17 protein-coding genes are annotated in these 19,181 nt (G+C 48.9%); 13 read left to right on the plus strand and 4 right to left on the minus strand.

Annotated features, from left to right (window positions below):
* Positions 1–68 precede the first annotated feature (68 nt).
* The 5 genes from KQJ23_RS11525 to KQJ23_RS11545 all read left to right on the plus strand — a co-directional run bounded on the left by KQJ23_RS11525 (position 69) and on the right by KQJ23_RS11545 (position 6,248).
* A complete protein-coding gene (locus KQJ23_RS11525) occupies positions 69–665 on the plus strand; it encodes a cupin domain-containing protein (RefSeq protein ID WP_249529700.1) in 597 nt (198 codons plus the stop codon).
* Positions 666–838: 173 nt separating this feature from the next.
* Positions 839–1,954: a GIY-YIG nuclease family protein gene (locus KQJ23_RS11530; protein WP_216479039.1), complete on the plus strand. Its 1,116-nt coding sequence runs from the start codon at positions 839–841 to the stop codon at positions 1,952–1,954.
* A complete protein-coding gene (locus KQJ23_RS11535) occupies positions 1,941–2,588 on the plus strand; it encodes an MOSC domain-containing protein (RefSeq protein WP_216479169.1) in 648 nt (215 codons plus the stop codon). Before KQJ23_RS11530 ends, KQJ23_RS11535 begins: the two co-directional genes overlap by 14 nt.
* A 130-nt stretch (positions 2,589–2,718) precedes the next feature.
* Positions 2,719–4,464 carry an ABC transporter ATP-binding protein gene (locus KQJ23_RS11540; RefSeq protein WP_216479040.1) on the plus strand — a complete coding sequence of 582 codons (1,746 nt, stop codon included), beginning with the start codon at positions 2,719–2,721 and terminating at the stop codon, positions 4,462–4,464.
* Positions 4,461–6,248, plus strand: coding sequence for an ABC transporter ATP-binding protein (locus KQJ23_RS11545; RefSeq protein ID WP_216479041.1), 1,788 nt, complete (start codon positions 4,461–4,463; stop codon positions 6,246–6,248). Before KQJ23_RS11540 ends, KQJ23_RS11545 begins: the two co-directional genes overlap by 4 nt.
* 147 nt (positions 6,249–6,395) lie before the next feature.
* On the opposite strand, the gene KQJ23_RS11550 is transcribed toward KQJ23_RS11545, so the two are convergent.
* Complete coding sequence (locus tag KQJ23_RS11550; RefSeq protein WP_216479042.1) at positions 6,396–7,106, minus strand: hypothetical protein; 711 nt, start codon at positions 7,104–7,106, stop codon at positions 6,396–6,398.
* A 183-nt stretch (positions 7,107–7,289) separates the two neighbouring features.
* On the opposite strand from KQJ23_RS11550, the gene KQJ23_RS11555 reads away from it, so the two are divergent.
* The 3 genes from KQJ23_RS11555 (at position 7,290) to KQJ23_RS11565 (ending at position 10,110) form a co-directional block, all read left to right on the plus strand.
* Positions 7,290–7,868, plus strand: coding sequence for a polymer-forming cytoskeletal protein (locus KQJ23_RS11555; protein WP_216479043.1), 579 nt, complete (start codon positions 7,290–7,292; stop codon positions 7,866–7,868).
* 137 nt (positions 7,869–8,005) lie between these two features.
* Positions 8,006–8,806: a TetR/AcrR family transcriptional regulator gene (locus tag KQJ23_RS11560; protein WP_216479044.1), complete on the plus strand. Its 801-nt coding sequence runs from the start codon at positions 8,006–8,008 to the stop codon at positions 8,804–8,806.
* Positions 8,807–8,886: 80 nt separating this feature from the next.
* Positions 8,887–10,110 (plus strand): MFS transporter, encoded by a 1,224-nt coding sequence (locus tag KQJ23_RS11565; RefSeq protein ID WP_216479045.1) that lies wholly within the window; start codon positions 8,887–8,889, stop codon positions 10,108–10,110.
* Positions 10,111–10,692: 582 nt separating this feature from the next.
* On the opposite strand, the gene KQJ23_RS11570 is transcribed toward KQJ23_RS11565, so the two are convergent.
* From KQJ23_RS11570 to KQJ23_RS11580, 3 genes are all read right to left on the minus strand, one after another.
* Complete coding sequence (locus tag KQJ23_RS11570) at positions 10,693–11,481, minus strand: lipase family protein (RefSeq protein WP_216479046.1); 789 nt, start codon at positions 11,479–11,481, stop codon at positions 10,693–10,695.
* A 162-nt stretch (positions 11,482–11,643) separates the two neighbouring features.
* Positions 11,644–12,822 carry a MalY/PatB family protein gene (locus KQJ23_RS11575; RefSeq protein WP_430522296.1) on the minus strand — a complete coding sequence of 393 codons (1,179 nt, stop codon included), beginning with the start codon at positions 12,820–12,822 and terminating at the stop codon, positions 11,644–11,646.
* 17 nt (positions 12,823–12,839) lie between these two features.
* The gene (locus tag KQJ23_RS11580) at positions 12,840–13,403 is read right to left on the minus strand and encodes a beta-class carbonic anhydrase (RefSeq protein WP_216479048.1); all 564 of its coding nucleotides are present in this window, start codon (positions 13,401–13,403) and stop codon (positions 12,840–12,842) included.
* A gap of 147 nt (positions 13,404–13,550) precedes the next feature.
* On the opposite strand from KQJ23_RS11580, the gene KQJ23_RS11585 reads away from it, so the two are divergent.
* The 5 genes from KQJ23_RS11585 (at position 13,551) to KQJ23_RS11605 (ending at position 18,979) form a co-directional block, all read left to right on the plus strand.
* Positions 13,551–15,068, plus strand: coding sequence for a carboxypeptidase M32 (locus tag KQJ23_RS11585; protein WP_216479049.1), 1,518 nt, complete (start codon positions 13,551–13,553; stop codon positions 15,066–15,068).
* Between the two features lie 153 nt (positions 15,069–15,221).
* The gene (locus KQJ23_RS11590) at positions 15,222–16,229 is read left to right on the plus strand and encodes an ABC transporter substrate-binding protein (RefSeq protein ID WP_216479050.1); all 1,008 of its coding nucleotides are present in this window, start codon (positions 15,222–15,224) and stop codon (positions 16,227–16,229) included.
* Between the two features lie 31 nt (positions 16,230–16,260).
* Positions 16,261–17,052: an ABC transporter ATP-binding protein gene (locus KQJ23_RS11595; RefSeq protein ID WP_216479051.1), complete on the plus strand. Its 792-nt coding sequence runs from the start codon at positions 16,261–16,263 to the stop codon at positions 17,050–17,052.
* Between the two features lie 5 nt (positions 17,053–17,057).
* Complete coding sequence (locus KQJ23_RS11600) at positions 17,058–17,885, plus strand: ABC transporter permease (RefSeq protein ID WP_216479170.1); 828 nt, start codon at positions 17,058–17,060, stop codon at positions 17,883–17,885.
* Positions 17,886–18,007: 122 nt separating this feature from the next.
* The gene (locus KQJ23_RS11605) at positions 18,008–18,979 is read left to right on the plus strand and encodes an aromatic acid exporter family protein (RefSeq protein WP_216479171.1); all 972 of its coding nucleotides are present in this window, start codon (positions 18,008–18,010) and stop codon (positions 18,977–18,979) included.
* Positions 18,980–19,181: the final 202 nt, after the last annotated feature.

The following is a 19,181-nucleotide window of genomic DNA, read 5'->3' on the forward strand; positions in this document are numbered from 1 at the left end:
CTCTATCTGACATACATTGGATAGACACATACCTATGGAGGGGGAATACAGCTTTGACAGGTTACCTCATGCAATCGAATAATCTCCAACTGGCCGGAGATTCCAATGTCGTCTTAAATTATAAACGGGATCCGCATAACTACATTACGCAATTGTTCGGCGAGCAGCTGCCAGCCATCCGGACCGGCTTCTTCAATGTCCATTTAACAAAGGGCATAATGGTGAATCCGCATTGGCACACAAATGTGAATGAAATGGTCTATGTCATCCACGGAGAAGTGATTACCTCCGTCTTTAATCCCTTTCAGCAGCGCTTGATGACTTATTGCCTTAAGCCGGGACAGGTAGCTCTTTTTCCAAAAGGGTGGTTCCACTGGATCATCACTCAATCCGAGCATGCCCATATCCTGACGATTTTTGATGAGCCTACACCGGACATTGTATACGCATCGGACTTTCTGCGCTGTACGCCTAAAGAAGTCTTTAAACAGGCCTATTGTATCAATGAGGAGGAGTACGAGAGAGCGGTCGCTCCACTGAAGGAATCAGTGATTCTAGGACCGCCGCTGGATTGCTTCCCTGCAAATGCACATATGGCCTCGGCCAATCAACAGCATATGGCCAACCAGCCTCATATGGCGAATTCGATGCATTTTGCCCGATGATAATGCTTCTATTCTTGATTTTCAGGTCCTGTGCAGAGCCTTCATGCTCTGCCGGGATTTTTTTGCATTGATCCTGTAAAAAGCCTCTATCCTTATCAACAGAGATTAGTTAGACTGAAGTATGGTCTTGTTATATCTGCGGTCTGCAAAGAGATGAAGAGGAGGAAACCGTAATGTTAAAGGACAAGCTGGCTCTGCTTCCTGCTGTACCGGGGGTCTATTTTATGAAGGATGCAGCGGGAGGAATTATCTATGTCGGGAAATCAAAAAACTTGAAGCAGCGGGTCCAATCCTATTTTCATCTCTCGGAAGCCCATTCCAACAAAGTAAGACGGATGGTCTCCCAGATTAAGGATCTGGACATCCACCCGACAGATACCGAATTTGAAGCGCTTTTGCTAGAGTGCAGTTATATTCATAAATATAAACCGGTCTACAATAAAAAGATGAAAAATACGCTTGCTTATGCGTATATCGTTATTCATCCGGAGGAAGTGCTGCGACGTATCAGAGTGACGCATCATCCGGAGAAATGGCATGGAGGGGTAAGCTTCGGACCTTATACCTCAAGCATTCATCGAATAGAGGAAGCGGTCCAAGGGATTCTGGACAGCTTCCGGATTGATTGTAATCAGACCTCGCACTCCGGCAAGCCCTGTCTGAATTATTCCCTTGGAAAATGTATCGGGTTGTGCGCGGATGACGCAGCCCGGGAGGAGTATGAAAGGATTATCGACAAGATCCATGCTTTTTTTAGTGATGAAGATCAGCAATTAATACTAGATATGGAACAAATGATGCAAGAAGCTGCAGAAAGATATGATTTCGAAGGTGCTTTGAAGGTCAGAGACCGCTTGAACATGCTTATTCCATTAAAGCGAAAGAATCAAGTGATTGAATTCATGAAGGAGGATCATTGTATTCTTTGTCTGGAGCCTCTGGATGCTGAAGCGTACAAGCTGTTCTTGATCCATAGAAACAAGATGCTATGGAGCGGCATTTATCCTATTCAGGAGCTTGAGACGCAAACGTCCCAAGCTGAGATCCGATCCCTGCTCATGACCCATCTTTATGAGCGGGTGGCCTATTCCGTTGAAAGCCTTACTCGTGACGAAATTGATGAAGCACAGATTATCTACAGTTATTTGCAAGGGAATGCTTCCAAGCACGTGCTGATTCCGAAGAAGTGGCTTTCGAAGGAGTATGAAGACAGGTTTACGGAGGCTATTCGAGCTTTTTTAATCTTTAATGTCGGCAAGGAGGTTGAAGGCAGTGATGAAATCTGCTGAGATACTATCGTTAAACACGGGCAAGCCTGCCCCGCTTATGTACAAGAATAAAGAGGTTGCATCGGCAATCAAGAAGCTTCCGGTCACGGATGTCATCTTCCTGTCCCATTGCAATTTTGACGGGGATGAGCAAGCGGATCTTGTTAATCACGGCGGCAGGGACAAGGCGGTGTGCGTATATCCATACGAGCATTATCCTTATTGGGAAGGCGAGCTCAAAACGAGGCTAGAAATGGGGGCGTTCGGAGAAAACTTGACGACCAAGGGCCTCCTGGAGAAGGATGCGTGCATCGGAGACATTTATATGCTTGGAGAAGTCTTGGTGCAGATAAGCCAGCCCCGGCAGCCTTGCTACAAGCTGGCGGCACGTTATGGAGCTCAGGACATGCCGCTGAAGGTGCAGGAGACCGGTTTCACCGGTTTTTATTTTCGCGTGCTGAGGGAAGGTATGGTTTCATGGACAGACAGTTTGATCCTGGAACAGCGCCATCCGTTGGGGGTTACCGTCTCTTTCGCGAACCGAATCAAGTACATAGACAAGGAGAATCAGGAAGCCATCCACACCATTCTTGCTGTAGAAGAATTGTCTGACAGCTGGAGAACAAGCCTGTCGAAGCGATTGCAAGCGAACTGAAGCAGCATAAGGAATGATTATAATCGTTCTTTCACTTGGCTGCGGCCCATATTCATGTAGAATGGTAATGGTAATGATAGCCATTCAATAATACAAATGCATCTTTGGCTTGCGGATGGGGGTGGGCACTGTGCCCAAAAAAGAAAAAATATCGATGGCATGGCTGATGAAATACTTAAGGCCGGTCAAGTGGCGAATGCTGCTGCTGCTTGTTCTGCTTCTTGCATCCACCGGAATGCAGCTATTCAATCCTCAAGTGGTTCAGCGCTTTATTGACACTGCGGCGGAAGGCGGGACACTTGAACGCCTGCTCTTTCTTGCCTGCCTGTTTCTGATCGTGGCCTTTTCTAATCAGTTGATTGCGGTAGTGGTCAGCTACCTTGGCAATGATGTCTCATGGCGGGCAACGAATCGGCTTCGCGGCGATCTGCTTCTGCATTGCCTGCGGCTGGACATGAAATTTCACAATGAAAAAACGCCGGGAGAGATGATCGAACGAATCGATGGCGATGTGACGAGTGTCTCGAATTTCTTTGCGATGTTCATCGTGCAGGTAATCGGCAGCTTTGTTCTCTTAACGGGGATCCTTGGCTTTATGTTCACTGTCAATGTTCCGATCGCATTGGTCATGACAGTCTTTACGCTGCTGTCGATTCTCTTCATGGTCGTAATCCGCAATTGGGGGGTGAATTCCTCCAAGCAGGAACGCGAGGCGAGCGCATCGTTATTCGGGCTGATTGAAGAACGAATCGCGGGCATCGAGGATGTTCAAGGGAACGGTAATGTCGGCTATGTCATGAACCGGTATTTCAAGCTGATGCGCACCGTATTTCTGAAGGGCCGCAGAGCGTGGATGATGCGGGTCATTCCGTGGAACACGACCGTGGTCTTGTTCGCGCTTGCAGTGACGGCAGTGCTGCTGTTCGGCGTACGTTATTATTTCGCAGGGGAGATCAGCCTTGGCACCTTGTTTCTTATCTATCAGTACACGCAGATGCTGAACGATCCGATCGAGCAATTGGGGGATCAGGTGCAGGAATTTCAAAAGGCTAAATCAGGCATGCTGCGTTCCCGGGAGCTGCTGTCGCTGTACAGCGATATTGCCGATGGGAAGGGAGAAGCGCTTCCAGAAGGAGCGCTGGACCTGGAATTTGATCATGTTAATTTCAGCTACACGCAAGAGAAGCCTGTGCTGCACAATATTACTTTCCGGGTGGAGCCCGGAGAACGTCTGGGAATCATTGGACGGACCGGCAGCGGCAAATCCAGTCTCAGCCGGGTGCTGCTCCGTCTATATAATATCGACAGCGGTGTTATTCGGGTCGGCGGAATTGACATTACGAGCATGAAGCTGCCTGCTCTATACCGCAGGGTAGGCATGGTGACGCAGGATGTCCAGCTGTTTGATGGCTCGCTTCGCGATAATCTGACCCTCTTTAATGGAGAAATTACGGATGCGGAAATTCTGGAGACGACGAAGCGGCTTGGGCTGCGTCAATGGATCGACGCACAGCCCGACGGGCTCAATACGCATTTAAGCTCCGGAGGGTCTTCTTTGTCAGCCGGTGAAGCACAGTTGTTTGCCTTAACCCGGGTATTTCTGACAGAGCCCAGCCTTGTCATTCTGGATGAACCGTCCTCAAGATTGGATGCGGCAACAGAATCGCTCCTGCAAGGAGCAGTAGACCAGTTGATGAGCCGCTCTACAGGGATAATTATCGCCCATCGGCTGGCAACATTGGAGCAGGTCGATAAAATCATGGTGCTCGGGAACGGACGCATTTTGGAATTTGGAGAGCGCACAGCGCTAGCAGAGGATCCGGGCTCCCATTATGCCAGGCTGCTGATGACCGGACGGGAGGAGGAGCTGGCATGACGGTATCGGGTTTTATACGGCGATTGTTTCGGTTTACGCCGTTTCTCTTTTTTATCAATGGATTATTGTGGTGTATCTTTCATACGGTTCCGCTGGTTATCGGAATTGGCATGCAGTGGTTCTTTGACCGCGCGGCGGATCAACAATCCGGTTACCTGTGGCTGGCTGTGCCGCTGATTTGCATCGCAATTGCCCGATTGTTCAGGGTAGGCACCTTCTTTACTGCTTTTTATCAATGGGTGACTTATATCTATCATATACAGGCGATTTTGCGTACCAATATGCTGGCAGGAATCATGCGCTGGCCGGGGCGAAACTTGCCGGCATCGCCTGGCGAGGCCATGAGCCGCTTCCGGGATGATGTCAATGAGGTTGTCGATTACGTGGAATCCTGGGTGGATTTCTGGGGAAGACTTGTGTTTTCCTTGGTGTCTATTACCATCATGGCTTCGATCAATTGGAAAATTACGCTGGTCGCCGTACTTCCGCTTGTTGTGGTAACCTTGATGAACAATTTGACGGGGAATAGGGCTCGTAAATACGGGCAGAAGAACCGGGAAGCGACAGGACGGATCACGAGCTTCATTGCGGAGAGCTTTGGGGCGGTGCAGGCCTTAAAGCTGGGCCAGTCGGAGAACTACGTGCATAAGAGATTTACCAAGCTGAATGAAGAACGTAGGCAAGCCGCACTGAAGGACAATTTGTTCAAGCAGTGGATGCAGTCGATCAGCCAGAACATTATCAGCATATCCACCGGCTTAATCTTGCTGATGTGCGCGGCCGAGATGAAGGCAGGGGCCTTTACCGTGGGGGATTTTGCGTTATTTAATACGTATTTGGTTAACATCGGTTACGGTATTTCCTTATTCGGATATATGGTCTATCAACATAAACGCCTTAAGGTTCCATATGACCGGATGCGAGCCTTGTTTCAACCGGGAGAAGAGGACCGGATCATGGATTCCCGCGAGACTTACCTCAATACCGAGCCTCCGGAGCTGTCCGAGATTCAGGATGACCCGAAGCAGCAGCTTCGTTCCCTGGAGGTTCAGCGGTTGGCCTATCGTTATCCTGACAGCGGGCATGGGATTGAGGATATCAGCCTCAGCTTGAAGCAGGGTCAATTTGTGGTTATTACTGGACGGATCGGATCAGGGAAGTCGACATTGGTGCGTACTCTGTTGGGACTTTTGCCGAAGCAGGAGGGGAAGATCCTATGGAACGGCCGGGAAATCGATCCTGCTTCCTTCATGATTCCGCCGAGGGCGGCATATACTCCTCAGGTCCCGCGTCTGTTCAGCGATACGTTAAGAGAGAACATCGTGCAAGGCAGAAGCCGGGGAGGCGAGGGGAGATTAAATCGTTCCTTGCGGCTTGCCGTTATGGAGAAGGATGTTACGGATTTGGAAAAAGGGCTGGAGACTTATGTCGGACCAAGGGGCGTTATGCTGTCCGGCGGACAGATTCAGCGAGCCGCAACGGCCAGAATGTTAATGGCGAGCGCCGATCTCTATATTTTTGACGATCTGTCCAGCGCTTTGGACGTGGAAACCGAGCAGCTGGTATGGGAAGGCTTGTTCCGTGAACAAGACGTAACCTGCATCGCAGTTTCACATCGGAGAGCGGCGCTTACCAGAGCGGATCATATCATCGTGATGAAGGATGGCCGGATTGAAGCGGAAGGGACGCTGAATGATCTGCTTGAGCAGAACGAAGAAATGCAGCTGCTCTGGTACGGGGATGTTGCCGCTTCCTCATCTGCCCCCAAGGTTAGTATTGGCTAGGGGAGTTGAACTTAAAAAGCTGCATCGAAAGCATAAACTCGGAAGGGTTCGCCTTTGAGAGCGGAGTTCTTCATTTTCATGGCTAAGTTCAGTCCAAGAAATCCGCGAACAACAGCGATTGTAAGAACACTTTATACATTTGAGCAGCTACAAAGATTGAAAGGCGACCACGACAGAGCCAAGCATAATGGCGATCCCGCTGATTTTGGACGTGAAGAAATAAAAGTCGCTAGGTTCGGGCTGTTCGAACCAAATCCAGCGGAGCGAAGCCCAGAACAGGATCCGCTGGAACTTTTCATATCGGAAAGTACACCAGCCAAACATAAACAAAGTAACAGACAGTATCAAAATGCCGAAGCTTCCTTGCGAGTCGTGGAATTCGGGATGCGCCGCGATAACCAGAGCAGAGGGGAAATATCGCTCTTCTCCGGGAGAAAGCACTCTGGTGCCGTTCACCTCCATTGTGAGCTCGGGAATAAAATCTCCTTGTTCATCGAGAGCCAAGAACATATCTCCTTGACGGGTTACCCGATACGTCGTCCCCTCGGGATAACGTACCTCATACTCAAATCCACTCAAGGCTTTCTCGTAAATGATCGAGAAGGTCTTTCCGTTGATTGAAAGTTCAAGGTTATCTCCCGCTTCTTGAACCAGAACCTTAGGACCCGAGGGGGATGTATATAGAGACTTGCCGCTCTCGGTATGATCAAGGGTATACTTAGCCTGATCCAGATAGAATACGCGCACAGAGTAGTAGTGAGTGTAAGCATAGCCGAGGAAAACCAGAACCGCAGTGAACAGCAAGATTATAACCGTAATTCCGCCGATTCTGCGGGCTTTTGGTATGTTAATTTTCATGGAGTCGATTCTTCCTTCCTGAAATGGGTAATGATTATCCGAATAAGAATATCCGAACCGGGCGTTGGAAAGACTATGTCCATTCGGAATGCCGATATCTTTCTTAACGCAGCAGCAGATGCAAAGTTCCGAAAAGATATTTGGCTGCAGATCAAATTCAATAATGTCGAGGAGGATATAACTGTGAAGATTGCAAAGAGCTTGTTGATTGCCGGAATGGCGCTTGCCTTGTTGGCCGGTTGCGGAAACAATGCCAATAACGGAAATACGGGGACAGGAAACAACGATACTGCCAATACAGGTAATAATACTGCAGGTAACGGTGAAACGGACGTCGTAACGACTCCTTCCATTGTGAATGAGCCTGATGCGTTCGTGAAGGCGGTAAGTGAGCAAGGTACCTGGATTATTGCTACATTAAATGATTTAAATATTGACGAAGAGGTCACGGTTGCGGGAACATTCCATGACAAAGGGGCCGCAGACGGAGATATTTACCGTAAGATTGCCCTGTATGCTCAGGATGCAGATCATAACATCACGGACAGCTATACCCTGACTGTGCCTAAGTTAACTGTTAAGAGTGAAAACCTTCGGATTCAGGGGGGAACTGTCAAGGGAGACGTCTTTGTTGATGCTGCCGGCTTCAACCTGGATGCCACGGCAACCATAGACGGAAACCTTTATTTCTCGAGTGAAGATATGAAGACCTCCGCGAAGATTGACGGAAAAGTGACTGGAGCGAACGAAGTCAAACAATAAAGGGCCCCTGATAATAAAGCAGCCCTATTAACAGCCTGCAGCTCGGTATCTATTGGATACTTGATCTGCAGGCTTTATACTGTGATATACTGTTTATGCGATAAACAGTATATTGAATGGAAAGTAGGACAATCGGTATGTCAAAGGATGAAAAACCAAAATTGGGCGCACCGGCAAAAACGATGCCTTATGGGGTTGCTATTGCCTGGGGATTAGTCAAGGAACCGCAGCGCGGACCGAAACGGGAACTCAGCATCAAAAAAATTGTAGATAGCGCGATTGCTATCGCCGATGAAGACGGTATTGCGGCGGTATCCATGAGCCGGGTCGCAGCCTCGCTCGGTCACACTGCTATGTCCTTATACCGTTATATTCCCAGCAAGGACGATCTCCTGCTGCTCATGCAGGATGCCGTATATGATTTAACGCTGCCTGAACACGCTGATTCGGCTGGCTGGCGTGATAGCATGAAATATTTTGTCTGGGGCACGATATCAGTCTTTAGAGATCACCCCTGGATTTCCGACATTCCGATATCCGGAGCTCCTGTTACGCCGAACACGCTGCGGATTGTGGATTGGGCGCTTCAAGGATTGAGCGGCTTCGGGCTCGGCGCAAACTTCAAGACAGGCATGATTCTGCTTTTAAGCAATTATGCCAGAGCGTGTGGACAATTGCTCGTTGATATGTCCCGCACATTTCAAACAGGCAAGAGCTTCGGCGAATACACCGTTGAGGATTATAGCCAGGTACTCAAAGAGCTTGTGAGCGCAGAACAGTTTCCTAATTTGTACCCGCTGCTTTTATCCGACAGCGATACCTCTGACGACAGCAGCTATCAGGATTTGGATCAAGAATTCGACTTTGGGCTTGAGTTGATTCTGGATGGCATCGAGCTCCGATTGAAAAGGATAAAGGAGTCTATTGAACAAGGCTAAATCATAATGATTGTCATAACAATTATAGTAGTGTACATTATAAACAGTATACGTCGTAAACAATATATCGGGGGTTTTTTATGGAGAATTGGAAAAGGAATATCATTCTGTTTTTAAGCAGCCAAACGATTTCGCTGTTTGGATCTTCACTTGTGCAGTATGCGATCATGTGGCACATCACACTGACAACCGAGTCGGGCCTGATGATGACCTTGTTCATTGTTTGCGGGTTCATCCCGACGTTCCTTCTGTCACCGGTTGCTGGCGTATGGGCTGACCGTTATAACCGAAAAAAGCTGATTATTATAGCAGATGCCATGATTGCCATCTCTACATTCGTTCTTGCTATTGTATTCCTGACGGGATATAAGGAGATCTGGCTGTTATTTGTCATGTCCGCGATTCGTGCGGTCGGAGCCGGTATTCAAACCCCTGCGGTTGGAGCCATATTGCCGCAAATCGTCCCTGCTGACAAGCTGACTCAAGTCAATGGCGTAAATGGAACTTTACAGGCGATCATGATGTTCGTTGCCCCTATGGCCAGTGCAGCATTGCTTACTATGGCTACACTGGAAGCGATCTTCTTTATTGATGTGATTACAGCAGCGATTGCTATCCTGACGCTGCTCCTGTTCTTTAAAATTCCTGTGCATGTAAAGGCGTCTGCCGAGCAAACGACGAGCTATCTGGCAGATTTCAAACAAGGCCTGACTTATATTCAGCAGCATCCTTATCTAAAATCCTTTTTCCTTTTCTTTGCTGTCTTCTTCGTTCTGATGGCTCCAGCCTCTTTCCTGACCCCGCTTCAGGTTACCAGAACCTTCGGAGACGACGTATGGCGGCTCACAGCGATTGAGATCGCCTTCTCAATCGGCATGATGGCCGGCGGCGCAATTATCGCTTCCTGGGGCGGATTCCGCAATAAAGTCCATACGATGGCCTTCGCCAGCCTGATCATGGCTATCTGCACATTTGCCCTCGGTCTAGCGCCGTTCTTTTGGCTGTATCTGCTGTTCATGGGCACCTTTGGGATTGCCGTGCCACTCTTTAATACGCCGACAACAGTATTGATACAGGAGAGGGTAGATGAGAGCTATCTCGGCCGCATCTTTGGGATTTTCAGCATGATCTCAACCTCGATGATGCCGATCGGCATGCTGATATTCGGACCGATTGCGGATGTCATTGCCATTGAATGGCTACTCATAGGAACCGGGCTGTTGATGATCGTTATATCTCTGCTATTGTCCCGGAACAAACAGCTTGTGGAGATAGGAAAACCACTTGAGAGCTCAAATATTTAATTGGATTAAAGGGCTTTTTCATACGGAAAAGCCCTTGCTTGCCTATATGAAAATGCTCGAAATTGGTAGAAATAATGAGGAAAAGTATGGATGATCTCACTGAGCTTCGTTCATGTCCATGCAGAGCGCAGAATGCTTAAATAAGAGCGCTTACAAACCTTTAAATTTTAAGTGTTTAGAGGTAGAATAAAGACATCATCAAAAGTACCTGCTCACAAGGGGTTCCGATGATGATGCGTATCAAGAGTTTTCCATTCCATGCAAGAATACTTGCTAAGAAGGAGCGCGATTCCGATGGAAAAGGGAAAGCGAAGCGTACAATCATAACGATGGATTCACCTGATAAGACGCGACCGTGACAGCGCGGCTTGTGAACATCGTGTACGCGGGAACTCACCCCTGTATGCAGGACATGGAACTACCGCCCGACAGGAGTGCGAGAAAATTCGGAAGTCAAATCAATGAACACCATGTCTTGGATATGGATTGGTTGACAGTTGGAGGACAGAAGACAATTGAATAACGAGTATAATGAAGCATAAATACCCGGTGCGGTACAGCAGCGGGTATTTATGCTTTTTCTTATTGGGGGCAAAATCCAGGATTTTGACGGCTTAAATAAGCAGCATACTCGGGATTCTGCCTGGCAAGCTCATCATAATAGCTGCTGATCACATGATTCAGGCTGACCGAGCCGTTCTGGAATTCCAGCATCCAGCGAGATTTTACATGGCTAAAATAGTAGACCGCTTCCTGCTTGGGCGGTTTGTAGACGTTGGGAGGAGCAAGCGGCACAATATCAAACAGATTAGCAATGCGATAGCTGTCAGAGACATAATTGGCACAGGCTTTGCTGAACGCTGGATCCCCAACTCTGGGAGAACCGAAGGTAAATAGTTGGATAGAAGTGAAAGAGGTATTGGCGGCTAGATCCAAGGCGCATAAGGTCGCCAAGGCCCCGCCGAGACTATGGCCTGTAATATACAGCTTCTTAGAAGCAGGCAGCTTACGAATCGAGGCGATTAATTTGTCTCTGGACGAAGCGTAAATGTCAGTGAAGCCTTTATGTGAGTATATTGGCCCCTTGAGGTAGGGATAGCGCTTTTGAGAGGCGATGAAATCTGAAATCCAGTCTTGGGCCGAGCTTGTGCCGCGAAAGGCGATAATGATCTCCTCGGGCGACTCCAAAATGAAGCCAAACCGTTCCGTGGTTCCGGATATAGATTTTGCGAGAATTGAATCGTGGAATTGATAGGATAACGGCACGACGAAGACGCCGTCCGGATTGTTGAATTGGACATAAGTCTGTCCGCAAATTGCGGCGAAGAATAGGGCTCGCTGTTCCAGCGAAGAACCGTAACTCACCGACATCCCTCCTTCCTCTATACCATTGATGTATGAGGAAGGAGGACATTCGATGCATAGGGAATTCAGTTCATCCCGAAGCAGCTTTCTTGCGGAAAGCTTTCACTTCAGCACACTTCACACTTTTGCCCTTTTTACGCAGTTTTATAGTTCAGCTTATATATTTCATTAAGATCCGATACGTTCGACAGCTTGCGTAAAGCGCGTGAGCGCCTCGGCCAGTACATCTCTAGGACAAGCCAGGTTAATGCGAAGGAAGCCCTCGCCTGTCTTGCCGTAAATCGAGCCTTCGTTGAAGGCTATTTTGGCATCCCGGTACATTAACCGCTTCAATGCGGCGGGGGCAAGTCCTAAAGAACGGCAGTCCACCCAGAGGAGATAGGTTCCCTCCGAAGGAATCGGAATCAGGCCGGGTAAATGCTCGCCTAAATATTGAATGGCATAATCATGATTATCCTTGACATAGGTTAATACCGATTCCAGCCATGGCTCTCCTTGGGTATAAGCAGCGATGGTTGCGGTAGGTCCGAAGAAATTGACCGAGCCGATGGACAGAGCGGAGACCTCTCCATCAAAAAGACGCTTCAGACTAGGATTGGAGATAGCGACGAACGAAGTCTGCAATCCGGGAATATTAAACGTCTTCGATGGGGCCAGGCAGGTGACGGTCCGTTCAGCCAAGGCGGATGACAAGGAAGAAAAGGGATAATGCTTGTTGCCATCAAAGACGAGGTCGCAGTGAATTTCGTCTGCAACGACTTGCACATCGTATTTGATGCACAGTTCTCCGAGCTGAAGCAATTCCTCCTTCGTCCATACGCGTCCCCCGGGATTATGGGGACTGCAGAGCAGAAGCAGCTTTGCACCGGCTTGCATGTGCTCTTCCAGCGTGACAAAATCCATTTCATAGCGCCCATCCTTAAGGATCAAGGGACTATCCGCAATGCTTCGTTCATTTTTTACAATCACATCATAAAAAGGATTATAAACCGGTGACATTACGATCACCTGGTCGCCGGGAGAGGTAAGAGTACGGACAGCGATGCTCAAGGAAGGAACGACGCCCGGAGAATCCGTCAGCCAGGAAGGATCGATCATCCATTGGTGTCTGCCTTGGAACCATCCTGTGATCGCGTTCACATATTCCTGGCTCTTGATTGTGTATCCGTAGATCCCCTGGGACGCCCTTGCTACGACGGCCTCGACAATCGCGGGAGAACATTTGAAGTCCATATCGGCTACCCAAAGCGGCAAGACATCTTCGCCGCCAAACAACTTCTCCCGTTGATCCCATTTGTATGAGAAGGTTCCACGACGATCCGGCAATTCATTAAAGTTCATAGCCAATGTTCACCTTCACTTTCTTATGCGTTGTTTCCATCGATGATCAGTTCCAGAGCCCCTGTTGTTGAATCAATCAGCAGGCCATGCACAGGAATGTGCGGAGGGAGCAATGGATGTTTCTTGACGATGTTCACCGTCTGAATGATGCCTTCTTTTTCATTATCAAAGCCCCGCAGCCATTTGCGCAGTTTAATGCCCGAGTTCTCCAGTGTGCTAAGCACCTCATCGGAGATTCCCTGATCCTGCATGGAGTGAATGACCCGGTCAGCATTAAGTGCTGCCATCCCGCACCCCGTATGACCTACGATAAATACCTCCGCGGCTTTCAGTTCATAGATCGCTACGAGAAGACTACGCATGACACTACCGAAGGGCTGGGAAATAACTGCGCCAGCGTTCTTGATAATCTTCGCATCTCCATTACGCAAATTCATTGCTTTCGGAAGAAGTTCCACCAGCCGTGTATCCATGCAAGTGACGATCGCCATCTTCTTCTCCGGAAACTTGTCGGTAATATACGACTCATATTCCTTATTGGCGACAAACTCCCGGTTGTGCTCAAGTATTGATTGCAGCTGGTTCAAAAGAATCTCCTCCTTTTTTTTTGTCCATTGTTAGCGACCTTTGGCAATTGGGTAAGCAAATAAGTGTTCTCAAAATTTGATTATACGGTTTGTAAAAAGTATCATCAAGAAGAATAGAAAAATCATGAAACCGAGGTGGTAGTATTCATGAAGCAGGAAACGGCAGAACAATGGAAATTATTTCTGGATCTCTTGCGTAAAATCAGCAGCTACCAAGAGGCTGTTAGCCTGATGCACTGGGATTTGCGTACAGGTGCGCCGAGAAAGGGAGCCGAAGCGCGGTCTGAGACCATCGGACTTCTCTCGACTGAAGCATTCAAGCTTCAAACCTCGCCTGAAATGGGACAATATTTGAGCTACCTTAACCATGACACCGTGCTCGGCGAGCTGGATGCGATAGGCCGCAGACTGGTGGAGTTGGTTCAAGAAGAATACGACCGCAGCGTTAAAATTCCTCCGGAGAAGTACCAGGAGTATGTTGAGCTTACTGCGCATGCGGAGACCCTATGGGCTGATTTCAAGGAAAACAATGATTTCGCAGGTTTTGAGCCCTACTTGACCCGAATTGTGGAGCTGACGCAAGAGTTTATTGACTACTGGGGACCGAAGGATACCCGTTATGATACGCTCTTGGATATGTATGAGCCCGATTTGACTGTAGAAAAGCTGGATCAGGTATTCGGACAGTTCCGTGACCGAGTCGTCCCACTGGTGGATGCAATCACATCTTCACCGAACAAGCCGGAGGCTCCGTTCTTGAATCAGCTGTATGATAAAGGACAGCAAGAAAAGATAGGGCTTTTCCTGCTCGAGCAAATTGGTTATGACTTTGAGGCAGGGCGTCTGGATGAGACGGTGCATCCTTTCGAGATTACTTTGAATCAGGGGGATGTTCGGATCACTACGCATTATTTGCAGGATGATCCTACCAGCTCGATGTTCAGTACTCTTCATGAAGGCGGTCATGCCTTGTATGAACAAAATGTCTCTCCTGAGCTGGCAGGCACACCGCTGAGCCAGGGAACCTCGATGGGCATTCATGAATCCCAGTCCCGTTTCTGGGAGAATATCATCGGCCGAAGCCAGGCATTCTGGACAAGATATTACGGAGATCTGCAACAGCACTTTCCGGAGCAGCTGAAGGACGTGACTGCAGACCAGTTCTACCGTGCGGCCAACCGGGTAGAGAACTCCTTAATCCGGACCGAAGCGGACGAGCTGACATACAATCTGCACATTATTATCCGCTATGAGATTGAGAAGATGATCTTCAACGAAGGCCTGCCTATCAGCGAGCTGCCTAAGGTATGGAATGAGAAGTACAAGGCTTATCTGGGACTCACACCGCCAAATGACGGACTCGGGGTATTGCAGGATGTGCATTGGTCAGGAGGAAGCTTCGGGTATTTCCCATCTTATGCGCTTGGAAATATGTATGCGGCACAGATTACAAATACATTACGCAAGGAGCTTCCGCAATTTGACGGCTTTGTGGAAGATGGCAACTTCGCACCGATCAGGGAGTGGCTGACCGAGAAAATTTATAAACACGGCAAGAGTCTCAAGCCTGCCGAGATTATTATGAATATTACGGGTGAGCCGCTGAATCCGGATTATCTTGCAGCTTATCTGGAGGAAAAATTCAAAGCGATCTACGGTATTTAATAGAGGCTGTTCAATAGCATAAGATTGTTTTTGGCAGGAAGCTTAAGTTCAGCTCCCTGCCTTTTTTGCGTTCGTATGGCTTAACCATTCCTTCCTGTGCCGCATACATTGAACCATGGTAAATACCTATATTGCATGAAAGAGGTGAATAGCATGTCGTTCAAAAGATATGATGTGCTTGCCATCGCACTGGTCGTTCTGCTTGTCGGTATGCTCAGCGGCTGCGGCAACGGAAGCACGGCACAGAAGGTCCGGATTGGCGAGGTGACGAGATCGGTATTCTATGCGCCCGAATATGTGGCGTTGGAGAAGGGATTTTTCAAGGAAGAAGGGCTTGAAGTAGAACTGCAGACCACAGCAGGCGGAGACAAGACGATGACAGCGCTCCTGTCGGGGGCGATTGATGTAGCCTTAGTTGGTGCAGAAACATCGATTTATGTGTATCAGCAAGGTGCGGAGGACCCGGTCATTAATTTTGCGCAGTTAACCCAAACGGACGGGACCTTTCTGGTAGCAAGAAAGCAAGCAGGAGACTTTGACTGGAACGAGCTGAAGGGAAGCACCTTCCTCGGACAGCGAAAGGGCGGCATGCCGCAAATGGCAGGAGAGTTCACGCTGAAGAAGCATGGTATTGATCCGCAAGGGGATCTGGAACTGATTCAGAATATTGAATTTGCTAATATTGCTGCTGCCTTTGCTTCCGGCACAGGGCAGTATGTGCAGCTATTCGAACCGCAGGCCTCAATATTTGAACGCGAAGGAAAGGGGCATGTTATTGCCTCATTCGGGACGGAAAGCGGGCGGCTTCCCTACACGGTATTCATGACAAAGCAGAGCTACATTGCAAAACATGGAGACACGGTTCAAAAGTTTACGAACGCTATTCATAAGGCGCAAATATGGGTACGCGATCATTCGCCGGAAGAAACGGCCAAGACGATTGCCCCTTATTTCAAGGACACGGATGAAGACATTCTTGTCAGCTCTGTAAAGCGTTATTTGGAGCAAGGCTCTTATGCGGAGTCTCCGGTGCTTCATGAATCAGCTTGGAATAACCTCCTGGATGTGATGGACAGTGCAGGTGAACTCAAGAGCAGAGTAGAGCTTGACCAGGTAGCGGATAACTCCTTTGGCGAGAAGGCATTGCAATCCGCTGAATAGTTCAGAACGGCCGGAAAGGAGGGTGTATGCAATGAATGCAGTACCTGTCGTTGAATTAAGGAATCTGGATCTGATCTATGTGACCGACCGTGAAGCGGTATTGGCTTTGGAGGGACTTGATTTGTCAGTGTACTCCGGAGAGCTGATCAGCCTGGTCGGCCCAAGCGGCTGCGGCAAAACCACACTTCTGTCCGTCATTGCCGGATTAATCCGCCCGTCTCGGGGCCAGGTTCTGCTGCACGGCAAACCGGTTAGCGGCCCCTCGCCTGAGGTGGGGTATATGCTTCAACAAGACTACTTGTTTCCATGGAGGAGCATACTTGACAATGCACTGCTTGGTTTGGAGCTGACGGGGAGATTGGATGACCGGAGCAGGGAGGGGGTCCTTGAGCTCTTGAATGGCCTCGGACTGGAAAATACGGCGGATAAGTATCCCCATCAGCTATCCGGAGGGATGCGGCAACGTGTGGCACTGGTTCGCACCCTCGCGACAAATCCGGATCTGCTTCTTCTGGATGAGCCCTTCTCGGCGCTTGATTATCAAATCAAGCTTCAATTGGAGGATCTGGTCGTGGACACATTACGCCAGCGCGGCAAGACCGGCGTGCTCGTTACCCATGATTTATCGGAAGCGATCGCGGTCAGTGACCGGGTCATTGTGCTTGAGGCGCGCCCCGGAAGAATTCGCAGCATGTATCAGATCCCGGAACACATCCGGAAGGCTCAGCCCTTTTACGCCCGGGAAGAGACCGGATTTAATGAATTATTCCATGAAATCTGGCGGGATCTCGAGTCACAGGAAGAGAGGGGGAACCGGAATTGAATTCCATGCCTGTCAGCGGAGAAGAAAGTGATCGGAAACTGTGGATCAAGGAGAAATGGCTGCAGCATCGTAAGCGCAAGAAGCGGATGGCACGGCAGGTGCTTGCGACTCAATTGTTGTTGCTCTTATCCCTGATTGGACTTTGGGAGCTTGCAGGACGCTTGCGATGGATTGATGTCCTGATCTTCAGCTATCCCTCGAAAGTAGGAGCCCAGATCGTCAAGGATATCGTGACCGGGGAGTTGTGGCCGCATCTGTTCATGACGGTGGGAGAGACGGCTGTCGGCTTCCTGCTGGGTACGCTGGTTGGTACATTGATTGCAGTCCTTATTTGGTGGTCGCCTTTTCTATCAAAAGTGCTTGACCCCTATATGGTTGTATTCAACAGCATGCCCAAGGTTGCGCTGGGGCCGATCTTCATCGTGCTGTTTGGCGCGGGCTTTACCGCGATTGTAGTGACGACGCTATCGATTACGGTTATTGTAACCACATTAGTTGTCTACAACAGCTTCAACGAAGTGGACTCCAATCTGATCAAGGTTATTCGGACCTTTGGCGGGAACCGTAGAGATGTATTTGTCAAAGCGATTCTGCCCGCCTCGTTCCCAGCTATCGTCTCTACACTCAAAGTGAATGTCGGCATGTCCTGGGTCGGCGTTATTGTCGGCGAGTTTTTGGTCGCCAAGATCGGTCTCGGTTATTTGATCGTTTATGGGTTTCAGGTGTTTAATTTCACGCTGGTCCTGTCGAGTCTGGTTATAATCGCTGTAGTGGCAACGGCTATGTATCAGATGGTGGTCTACGTGGAGCGCAAGCTGCTCAAGGAGCGGTGAACGCTCCTTGCCGTCTGCAAGCAAGGAACTCTGTGGAGCCCCCGATTTCGTATTGTCGCTTTCGGTAAAAAAAGGTACGATGTTATAGCAAAAGCCAACAAATTATGACTAAGGGTGGTTTCATGGGATTCCGGATCATTAAAACAGCAGTCGCAACACTGATTGCCATTATTATTGCAGATTGGACAGGGGTGGAGGGGCATTTGTCCGCCGGATTACTGGCGATATTAGGCGTGGATGTGACACGTAAACGGAGCATTATGACGGTGTCCTCGCGCTTCTTTGCCTCTCTGCTGGGACTGGCTGTCGCCTTTGCCATCTTTTATTTGCTGGGCTTCCATATCTGGAGCCTGATTATATACATTCTGATTGCCTTCCCGCTGATTTCAAAAGCAAACTTCAAAGAGGGGATCGTAACCAGCTCGGTCGTGGTCTTTCGGGTGTTTGGGGGCGAAGAGCTAAGCTGGCATGTGCTGCTTACCCAAATTGAGCTGCTCGTTATCGGTCTTGGCGCGGCTATGCTGGTCAATATGGCATATATGCCAAAAGCGGAGGACAAGCTGCAGCAGATTCGCAGCAAGGTAGACGGATTGTTCTCGGTCATCTTCGGTCACTTTGCATTATCCCTGCGTGATCCCTACCATGTGTGGGACGGCAAGGAAATGATTGAGGCAGAGAGAGCCGTTCAGGATGGGCTCAGCCTTGCCAACCGGGCGCTGGAAAATCAACTGATTTCGCCAAGCGAATCCTGGAGCATCTATTTCTACATGAGAAAGGAACAGCTTGTACGGATTGAGAGCATGCTTGAATTGATCTCCCTCGTCTACCAACGAATGCCGCAAGGGGAAATTACGGCCATTCTCTTCGATACGCTGAGCAGAGACGTGAGCAGTTATGAATACATCGGCGAGACAGAACGGATGCTGGCCGAGCTGGAGCAGCAATTCAAGCGGATGGAGCTCCCGTCGACCCGGGAAGAATTTGAGATTCGTTCAGCCATTCTCCAGCTTTGCCGCGAGTTGGCCCACTACCTTGAGATATCCAAGAAGGATAAGGCACGGAGCTCAGGCACCGCTTTTGCATCGGTACAATGACGTGCTGCAGGTGATGCATGAGAAAAATTTTATATAATGACTTAGTTCAATCAGAGAAATCCATGGACAACAGCGATCGTAAGCACGCTTCACACGTTGCCCTCAGAACGTAAAACTTACTAGTTCAACATATATAGCTTCTATATCTGTATTTTTCTTTTATAACTTGGAACATTAGCCCAGCTCTTGCATACATATGTAA

This window comes from Paenibacillus brevis (genome assembly GCF_018919145.1).
In the GTDB taxonomy this organism is placed as follows: Bacteria; Bacillota; Bacilli; order Paenibacillales; family Paenibacillaceae; genus Fontibacillus; species Fontibacillus brevis.

Coding starts and splice junctions, on each gene's coding strand:
- KQJ23_RS11545 (WP_216479041.1), top strand. CDS start 4,461: ATGACGGTATCGGGTTTTATACGGCGATTGTTTCGGTTTACGCCGTTT.
- KQJ23_RS11525 (WP_249529700.1), top strand. CDS start 69: ATGCAATCGAATAATCTCCAACTGGCCGGAGATTCCAATGTCGTCTTA.
- KQJ23_RS11605 (WP_216479171.1), top strand. CDS start 18,008: ATGGGATTCCGGATCATTAAAACAGCAGTCGCAACACTGATTGCCATT.
- KQJ23_RS11600 (WP_216479170.1), top strand. CDS start 17,058: ATGCCTGTCAGCGGAGAAGAAAGTGATCGGAAACTGTGGATCAAGGAG.
- KQJ23_RS11590 (WP_216479050.1), top strand. CDS start 15,222: ATGTCGTTCAAAAGATATGATGTGCTTGCCATCGCACTGGTCGTTCTG.
- KQJ23_RS11595 (WP_216479051.1), top strand. CDS start 16,261: ATGAATGCAGTACCTGTCGTTGAATTAAGGAATCTGGATCTGATCTAT.
- KQJ23_RS11550 (WP_216479042.1), bottom strand. CDS start 7,106: ATGAAAATTAACATACCAAAAGCCCGCAGAATCGGCGGAATTACGGTT.
- KQJ23_RS11560 (WP_216479044.1), top strand. CDS start 8,006: ATGTCAAAGGATGAAAAACCAAAATTGGGCGCACCGGCAAAAACGATG.
- KQJ23_RS11585 (WP_216479049.1), top strand. CDS start 13,551: ATGAAGCAGGAAACGGCAGAACAATGGAAATTATTTCTGGATCTCTTG.
- KQJ23_RS11535 (WP_216479169.1), top strand. CDS start 1,941: ATGAAATCTGCTGAGATACTATCGTTAAACACGGGCAAGCCTGCCCCG.
- KQJ23_RS11570 (WP_216479046.1), bottom strand. CDS start 11,481: ATGTCGGTGAGTTACGGTTCTTCGCTGGAACAGCGAGCCCTATTCTTC.
- KQJ23_RS11565 (WP_216479045.1), top strand. CDS start 8,887: ATGGAGAATTGGAAAAGGAATATCATTCTGTTTTTAAGCAGCCAAACG.
- KQJ23_RS11530 (WP_216479039.1), top strand. CDS start 839: ATGTTAAAGGACAAGCTGGCTCTGCTTCCTGCTGTACCGGGGGTCTAT.